At 67.8% G+C, this 7325-nt stretch carries 6 protein-coding genes; all 6 read left to right on the plus strand.

Features of this window, described 5'->3' with window-relative positions; translation table 11 throughout:
* The first annotated feature begins 35 nt into the window (after window positions 1–35).
* The 6 genes from truA (at window position 36) to glmM (ending at window position 7036) form a co-directional block, all read left to right on the plus strand.
* Window positions 36–878 carry a tRNA pseudouridine(38-40) synthase TruA gene (gene truA, locus ASD86_RS16100; RefSeq protein WP_056112514.1) on the plus strand — a complete coding sequence of 281 codons (843 nt, stop codon included), beginning with the start codon at window positions 36–38 and terminating at the stop codon, window positions 876–878.
* A complete protein-coding gene (locus ASD86_RS16105) occupies window positions 875–1537 on the plus strand; it encodes a phosphoribosylanthranilate isomerase (protein WP_056112517.1) in 663 nt (220 codons plus the stop codon). The genes truA and ASD86_RS16105 overlap by 4 nt, the downstream gene beginning before the upstream one ends.
* Before the next feature lie 594 nt (window positions 1538–2131).
* Window positions 2132–3358 (plus strand): tryptophan synthase subunit beta, encoded by a 1227-nt coding sequence (gene trpB, locus ASD86_RS16110; RefSeq protein WP_056112520.1) that lies wholly within the window; start codon window positions 2132–2134, stop codon window positions 3356–3358.
* A gap of 211 nt (window positions 3359–3569) precedes the next feature.
* The gene (gene trpA / locus ASD86_RS16115) at window positions 3570–4382 is read left to right on the plus strand and encodes a tryptophan synthase subunit alpha (RefSeq protein ID WP_056112523.1); all 813 of its coding nucleotides are present in this window, start codon (window positions 3570–3572) and stop codon (window positions 4380–4382) included.
* Between the two features lie 133 nt (window positions 4383–4515).
* On the plus strand, window positions 4516–5403 hold the full coding sequence (accD, locus tag ASD86_RS16120; RefSeq protein WP_036115846.1) for an acetyl-CoA carboxylase, carboxyltransferase subunit beta: 888 nt from the start codon (window positions 4516–4518) through the stop codon (window positions 5401–5403).
* A 292-nt stretch (window positions 5404–5695) separates the two neighbouring features.
* Window positions 5696–7036 (plus strand): phosphoglucosamine mutase, encoded by a 1341-nt coding sequence (glmM, locus tag ASD86_RS16125; protein WP_056112526.1) that lies wholly within the window; start codon window positions 5696–5698, stop codon window positions 7034–7036.
* Window positions 7037–7325 lie beyond the last annotated feature (289 nt).

Raw genomic sequence — 7325 nt, forward strand, 5'->3', positions numbered from 1 at the left:
CGCATCAGCGCGGCGAGCGGGCAGGGCAACGACCGATGGCGGTAGAGCAGCAACAGTCTCAGACCAGCGACGGCGGCGCAGCGGTGCGCCGCTACGCCCTGGGCGTGGAATACGACGGCAGCGAATACTCCGGTTGGCAGCGCCTGGTGCGCCCCGGCGAGCCGGACCTGCGCGGCGAAGCGACCGTGCAGACCACCCTGGAGCAGGCGCTGAGCTTCGTCGCCGGCGCGCCGATCGACGTGACCTGCGCCGGACGCACCGATTCGGGGGTCCACGCGGCCTGCCAGGTCGTGCATTTCGACAGCCCGGTCGAACGCGAGCCGCGCGGCTGGGTGCTGGGCACCACCTCGCGGCTGCCGCCGTCGGTGTGCGTGCGCTGGTGCGTGCCGGTCGCGCCCGGCTTCCATGCGCGGTTCTCGGCGCGCTCGCGCCGCTACCGCTACCGCATCCTCAACCGGCCGGTGCGGCCGGCCCTGCAACGCCAGTACCTGACCTGGGAGCGGCGCCCGCTCGACGCCGACGCCATGCACCGCGCCGCCCAGGCCCTGCTGGGTGAACACGACTTCTCCGCATTCCGCACCGTGCACTGCCAAGCCCCGCACGCGCGCCGCGATCTGCAGCACATCGGCCTGCGCCGCGACGGCGAGGTGGTGGAGATGGAAGTGCAGGCGAATGCCTTTCTTCACCATATGGTGCGCAACATTGTTGGAAGCTTGCTGCTGGTCGGCCGCGGCGAACAACCTGAAACCTGGATCGCCGAGTTGCTGGCCGGTCGCGACCGCACGGTCGCCGGCCCGACGGCGCCCTCGTCGGGCTTGGTGTTCGTCGGGCCGCGCTACCCCGTCGAGTGTCAGTTGCCTGCCGAGGTCACCCTTTGAGCCAGCCCCGTACCCTGTTCCGTACCCGTATCAAATTCTGTGGTTTCACCCGTCCCGGCGACGTGCGCTTGGCCTGCGAGCTCGGCGCCGACGCGATCGGCTTCGTGTTCGCCGCCGGCAGCAAGCGCCGGGTCGCGCCCGAGGAAGCGCGCGCGATGCGCCAGGCCCTGGCGCCGCTGGTCGACGCGGTCGCCTTGTTCAGCGACAACCCGGTCGACGAGGTGCGCGAAGTCGTGCGCCAGGTCCGGCCGAGCCTGCTGCAGTTCCACGGCAACGAGGACGACGCGTTCTGCCGCGGCTTCGGCGTGCCGTACCTGAAAGCGATCCCGATGGGCGGCGAACTCGCCGACCAGCACCCCTCGGCGCTGCATATGCGCTACCCGGGCGCGGCCGGCTTCCTGTTCGACAGCCATGCCCGCGGCGGCAGCGGCGGCAGCGGCAAGACCTTCGACTGGAAGCGCATTCCGGTCGGCGTGCAGAAACCCTTCGTGCTGGCCGGCGGGATCACCCCGGACAACGTGTTCGAAGCGATCCTGGCGACCTTGCCCTGGGGCGTGGACGTGTCCAGCGGCATCGAGAGCGCGCCGGGTTTGAAGGACGGCGACAAGATGCGTCATTTCGTCGAACAAGTGCGCAAGGCCGATTGCCACGTCGATTGAGGGGCGCGGGCACGATATCGCCGCAACTGCTTTTCCCCCCTTTGAAAAAGGGGGGCAGGGGGGATTCGCTTTTGCCCTCAAGCACACCGCGTCACGCGAGTAAAAGCGAATCCCCCGCGCTCCAATTCTTCGCATCGAAACGCACCGCCGCCGGGCGCTCGCCCCCTTTTCCAAAGTGGGCGATGGAGTTCGTGCGACCTCCCCGATTGCCCGAATGCATTCCCCCCTTTGGAAAAGGGGGGCTAGGGGGGATTCGCTTTCACCCTCAAGCGCGCCGCGTTGTGCGAATAAAAGCGAATCCCCCGCGCTCCAATTCTTCGCGTCGAAACCTACCGACGCCGGGCGCGCGCCCCCTTTTCCAAAGTGGGCGATGAAGTTCGCGGGCCGCGACGACAGGCCAACTGCGCGGTCTTTCTGGATACGTTCGCGCTTCGAAAGCGAGGCGTCGGTAGGAATCCACGCCTGCCCACCCGATCACAACCCGACCGCGCGGCCCATTCCGGCACGCCTCGATGCGTACGGTCGGCGCCGCGATGCCCTAAACTGGCGCTTCCGCCGCGCGCCGCGTGGCGTCTGCCGAACGAACGCCAGCCGATGTCCGCCGAACCGATCGCCCCGCCTATCGACTTCCATGCCTATCCCGACGCCAACGGCCACTTCGGCCGCTACGGCGGACGCTTCGTCGCAGAGACCCTGATCGCGCCGATCGAGGAACTGGCCAAGGCCTACGACGCCGCGCGCGTCGACCCGGCCTTCATCAAGGAATTCGAAAACGACCTGGCCCATTACGTCGGCCGGCCGAGCCCGATCTATCACGCCCAGCGCCTGAGCGACGAAGTCGGTGGCGCGCAGATCCTGCTCAAGCGCGAAGACCTCAATCACACCGGCGCGCACAAGATCAACAACACCATCGGCCAGGCCCTGCTGGCCAGCCGCATGGGCAAGACCCGGATCATCGCCGAGACCGGCGCCGGCCAGCACGGCGTCGCCAGCGCCACCGTGGCCGCGCGCCTTGGCCTGGAATGCGTGGTCTACATGGGCGCGACCGACATCGAGCGGCAGAAGATCAACGTCTACCGCATGAAGCTGCTCGGCGCGACCGTGGTGCCGGTGACCAGCGGTTCGCAGACGCTCAAGGACGCGCTCAACGAAGCGATGCGCGACTGGGTCACCAACGTGCGCGACACCTTCTACATCATCGGCACCGTCGCCGGTCCCGATCCGTACCCGCGCATGGTCCGCGACTTCAACGCCGTGGTCGGCCGCGAGGCGAGGGCGCAGATGCTGGCCGAATACGGCCGCCTGCCCGATGCGATCACCGCCTGCGTCGGCGGCGGCAGCAATGCGATCGGCCTGTTCCATGCGTTCTTGAACGATCCCTCGGTGCGCATCGTCGGCGCCGAAGCGGCCGGCGACGGCATCGACACCGGCCGTCACGCCGCCTCGCTCGCCGCCGGACGTCCGGGTGTGCTGCACGGCAACCGCACCTATGTGCTGTGCGACGACGACGGCCAGATCATCGAGACCCATTCGGTCTCCGCGGGCCTGGATTACCCCGGCGTCGGCCCCGAGCATGCGTTCCTGAAAGACACCGGCCGCGCTGAGTACCTCGGCATCACCGACGAGGAAGCGCTCGACGCGTTCCGCACCCTGGCGCGCACCGAAGGCATCCTGGCCGCGCTCGAGTCGAGCCACGCGATCGCGCAGGCGATCAAGCTCGCGCGCACGATGCCGAAAGACCAGGTGGTGCTTTGCAACCTGTCCGGCCGCGGCGACAAGGACGTGCATACCATCGCCGGGCGCGAAGGCTTGCACTTCTGATTGTCGCCACTCAACACGCTTGCTGATTCCCTTCTCCCGCTTGCGGGAGAAGGTGCCCGAAGGGCGGATGAGGGAAGCAACGAAGCTGCGACAGCGACATAAGCATGAGATCGGCGCTCCAACCGAGTCGTCACCGCTCCGCCGGACCCCTCACCCCAACCCCTCTCCCGCATGCGGGAGAGGGGCTTAAAGCAGAAGCTTTGACCAACGCATGAACCGAATCGACGCGAAGTTCCAACAACTGCACGCCGCCGGCCGCAAGGCCCTGATCCCGTTCGTCACCGCCGGCGATCCGTCGCTGGAAGCGACGGTGCCGGTCATGCACGCGCTGGTCGAGGCGGGCGCCGACGTGATCGAACTCGGGGTGCCGTTCTCCGATCCGATGGCCGACGGCCCGACCATCCAGCGCAGTTCCGAGCGCGCGATCGCGCGCGGCGCCGGATTGAGCTGGGTGCTCGAAGCGGTGCGCGAGTTCCGCGCGCGCGACGCCGAGACGCCGGTGGTGCTGATGGGTTATTTGAATCCGATCGAGATCCGCGGTTCGACCCGCTTCGCCGACGACGCGGTCGCAGCCGGCGTCGATGGCGTGCTGCTGGTCGACCTGCCGCCGGAAGAAGCCGCCGAACTGCGCGCGGCCTTCGCCGCGGCCGGACTGGCGCTGATCCTGCTGGCCTCGCCGACCACCACCGAAGAACGCATCGCCCTGCTGTGCGACGACGCGCAGGGCTATCTGTACTACGTCAGCTTCGCCGGCGTGACCGGCGCGGCCGACCTGCTCGACACCGGCGCGGCCAACGACCGCCTGCACCGCATCCGCGCGCGCAGCAAGGTGCCGGTGGTGGCCGGTTTCGGGATCAAGGACGCCGCCAGCGCCGCGACCATGGCGCGCGAGGCCGACGGCGTCGTGGTCGGCAGCGCGCTGGTCGCGATGCTGGCCGAAACCTCTGATGCCGCGGCGGCGGCGCAGGCGGCAACTGCGTTCCTCGCGCCGCTGCGTCAGGCCCTGGACGGCGCCGCCGGCTGAATGCGGGCGCGGCGGGCGCCGCGGCCGGCTGCGTTAGACTGAACCCATTACGTGCCGGCGAGCATGGCTCGCGGCGCTCCGGTCCGCAGCATCGGGACCGCCTGAACACGTTTGAATAGGAAACCCCCAACGCATGTCGTGGCTAAAGAAACTCATGCCGTCCGGCATCCGCACCGAAACGGTCGCGGCCAAGCGGCGCAGCGTGCCCGAGGGTCTGTGGGAGAAGTGCGACCGCTGCGGCGCCGTGCTGTACCGCCCCGAGCTCGAGGAAAACCTCGAGGTCTGCCCGAAGTGCAGCTTCCACATGCCGATCCGCGGCCGGGTCCGCCTGAACGCGCTGTTCGACCCGGGCAGCACGGTCGAGATCGGCGCCGAACTGGGCCCGGTCGACGTGCTCAAGTTCAAGGACCAGAAGAAGTACTCCGAACGGATCAAGGCCGCGCAGAAAGCCACCGGCGAGCGCGACGCGCTGATCGCGATGCGCGGCACGCTCAAGCAGCGGCCGCTGGTCGCCGCCTCGTTCGACTTCGCCTTCATGGGCGGCTCGATGGGCTCGGTGGTCGGCGAACGCTTCACCCTCGGCGCCGAGACCGCGCTGCAGATCGGCAGCCCGTTCGTGTGCTTCTCCGCCAGCGGCGGCGCGCGCATGCAGGAAAGCCTGTTCTCGCTGATGCAGATGGCCAAGACCTCGGCCGCGCTCGGCCGCCTGCGCGCGGCGGGCCTGCCGTACATCTCGGTGATGACCCATCCGACCACCGGTGGCGTGTCGGCCTCGTTCGCGATGCTCGGCGACATCAACATGGCCGAGCCCGAGGCGCTGATCGGCTTCGCCGGCCCGCGCGTGATCGAGCAGACCGTGCGCGAAAAACTGCCCGAAGGCTTCCAGCGCAGCGAATTCCTGGTCGATCACGGCGCGGTCGACCAGATCTGCGACCGGCGCGAACTGCGCGATCGTCTCGCCCATCTGCTGGCGATGATGATGAAGCAGCCGCAGCCCGAGGACGATGTCGAAGCGGCCTGACGGCCGCTTCGACGGGAATCGGGAGTGGGGAATCGGGAATCGGAAAAACCAAAGCCAAAGCCGCAACTCGCGCTTTGGCTTTTTCGATTCCCCATCCTCGATTCCCCCTCCCGCATCACCCAAGGAACTGTGAACCCGGAAGCGCTAAGCGACCTCGTTCAGCCGCGCGGCACCGTAGCGCATGCGGCATGCGGCAAACTCGGACTGCGGCGATCCCCCGACGGCACCACGCCGTACCGCGCCGCCCGGCTTTGATTCCCCATTCCCGATTCACTATTCCCGAACCAAACACATGACTCGTAAATATTTTGGTACCGACGGCATCCGCGGACGCGTGGGCGAAGGCGCGATCTCCGCCGATTTCGTCCTGCGCCTTGGCAACGCTTACGGCCACGCGCTGATCCGGCGCGGTTGGCGCAACCCGATGGTCATCATCGGCAAGGACACGCGCATCTCGAACTACATGTTCGAGGCCGCGCTCGAAGCCGGGCTGGTCGCCGCCGGCGTGGACGTGCAATTGATGGGGCCGATGCCGACCCCGGCGGTCGCGCACCTGACCCGTTCGCTGCGCGCCGACGGCGGCATCGTGATCTCGGCTTCGCACAATCCGCATTACGACAACGGCATCAAGTTCTTCTCGGCCGAGGGCGAAAAGCTCGACGACGAAACCGAACTGGCGATCGAAGCCGCGCTGGAAGAACCGTTCCGCACCGTCGACTCCGAACGCCTCGGCAAGGCCGTGCGCACCCGCGACGCGATCGGCCGCTATCTGGAAGCGTGCAAGAACTCGGTGCCGCGCGGTTTCGACCTCAGCGGCATGCGTATCGCGATGGATTGCGCCAACGGCGCGACCTATCAGACCGGCCCGCTGGTGCTGCGCGAACTCGGCGCGCGCGTGGATGCGATCGGCATCGATCCCAATGGCTTGAACATCAACGACGGGGTTGGCTCGACTCATCCGCAGACCCTGGTCGAACGCGTCCAGGCCACTGGCGCCGATCTGGGCATCGCCTTCGACGGCGACGGCGACCGGGTGCTGTTCGTCGACGGCGAAGGGCGCATCTGCGACGGCGACGATCTGCTGTACGTGCTGGCGACCGACTGGCAGCGCAGCGGTCGCCTGCAAGGCCCGGTGGTCGGCACCTTGATGACCAACTACGGCCTGGAGCGCGCGTTCGAACAGCGCGGCATCGGGTTCCTGCGCGCCAAGGTCGGCGACCGCTACGTGCATCAGCAGTTGATCGCGCACGGCGGCACCCTCGGCGGCGAAGCCTCCGGTCATCTGTTGTGTCTGGACCGTACCAGCACCGGCGACGGCATCGTCAGCGCCTTGCAGGTACTGGAAGTGCTGGGCCGCACCGGCCTGACCTTGCGCCAGGCGCTGGACGGATTGAGCCGGGTGCCGCAGAAGACCGTCAACGTGCGTTTCGAGGGGACGTCCAAGCCAACCGAAGCGGTGTCGGTCAAGGACGCCTTGAAACAAGCCGAAGCGGCCGTCGCCGGTCATGGCCGCGCGTTCCTGCGACCTTCCGGCACCGAGCCGGTAGTGCGCGTGACTGTCGAAGCCGACGATGCGACGCTGATGCAGAACACCCTCGACAGTCTTGCGGCGGCGGTGCGCGCGGCGGTTTGAGTCGCGCGGTGGCGGGGTTGCGCGGAGCAGTTGCGTTCCCTCAGGTCGCTTGTATGCATTGCCTCATAAAGGCGACCTGCCTGGCAGTACCTCCCGATCGCCTGAATGCGTTCCCCCCTTTGAAAAAGGGGGGCTAGGGGGGGATTCGCTTTTCCTCCAAGCGCACCGCGCCGTGTGGAAAGAGCGAATCCCCCGCGCTCCGATTCTTTGCATCGAAACGAACCAACGCCGGGCGCTCGCCCCCTTTTCCAAAGTGGGCGATGAAGTTCGCGTACCACCCCGAGAGGTC

This window comes from Lysobacter sp. Root690, assembly GCF_001427785.1.
In the GTDB taxonomy this organism is placed as follows: domain Bacteria; phylum Pseudomonadota; class Gammaproteobacteria; order Xanthomonadales; family Xanthomonadaceae; genus Lysobacter.

What these genes read in the sequence shown, in the direction of transcription:
- glmM (WP_056112526.1), top strand. Translation starts at nt 5,696, where the DNA reads ATGACTCGTAAATATTTTGGTACCGACGGCATCCGCGGACGCGTGGGC.
- trpB (WP_056112520.1), top strand. Translation starts at nt 2,132, where the DNA reads ATGTCCGCCGAACCGATCGCCCCGCCTATCGACTTCCATGCCTATCCC.
- trpA (WP_056112523.1), top strand. Translation starts at nt 3,570, where the DNA reads ATGAACCGAATCGACGCGAAGTTCCAACAACTGCACGCCGCCGGCCGC.
- truA (WP_056112514.1), top strand. Translation starts at nt 36, where the DNA reads ATGGCGGTAGAGCAGCAACAGTCTCAGACCAGCGACGGCGGCGCAGCG.
- accD (WP_036115846.1), top strand. Translation starts at nt 4,516, where the DNA reads ATGTCGTGGCTAAAGAAACTCATGCCGTCCGGCATCCGCACCGAAACG.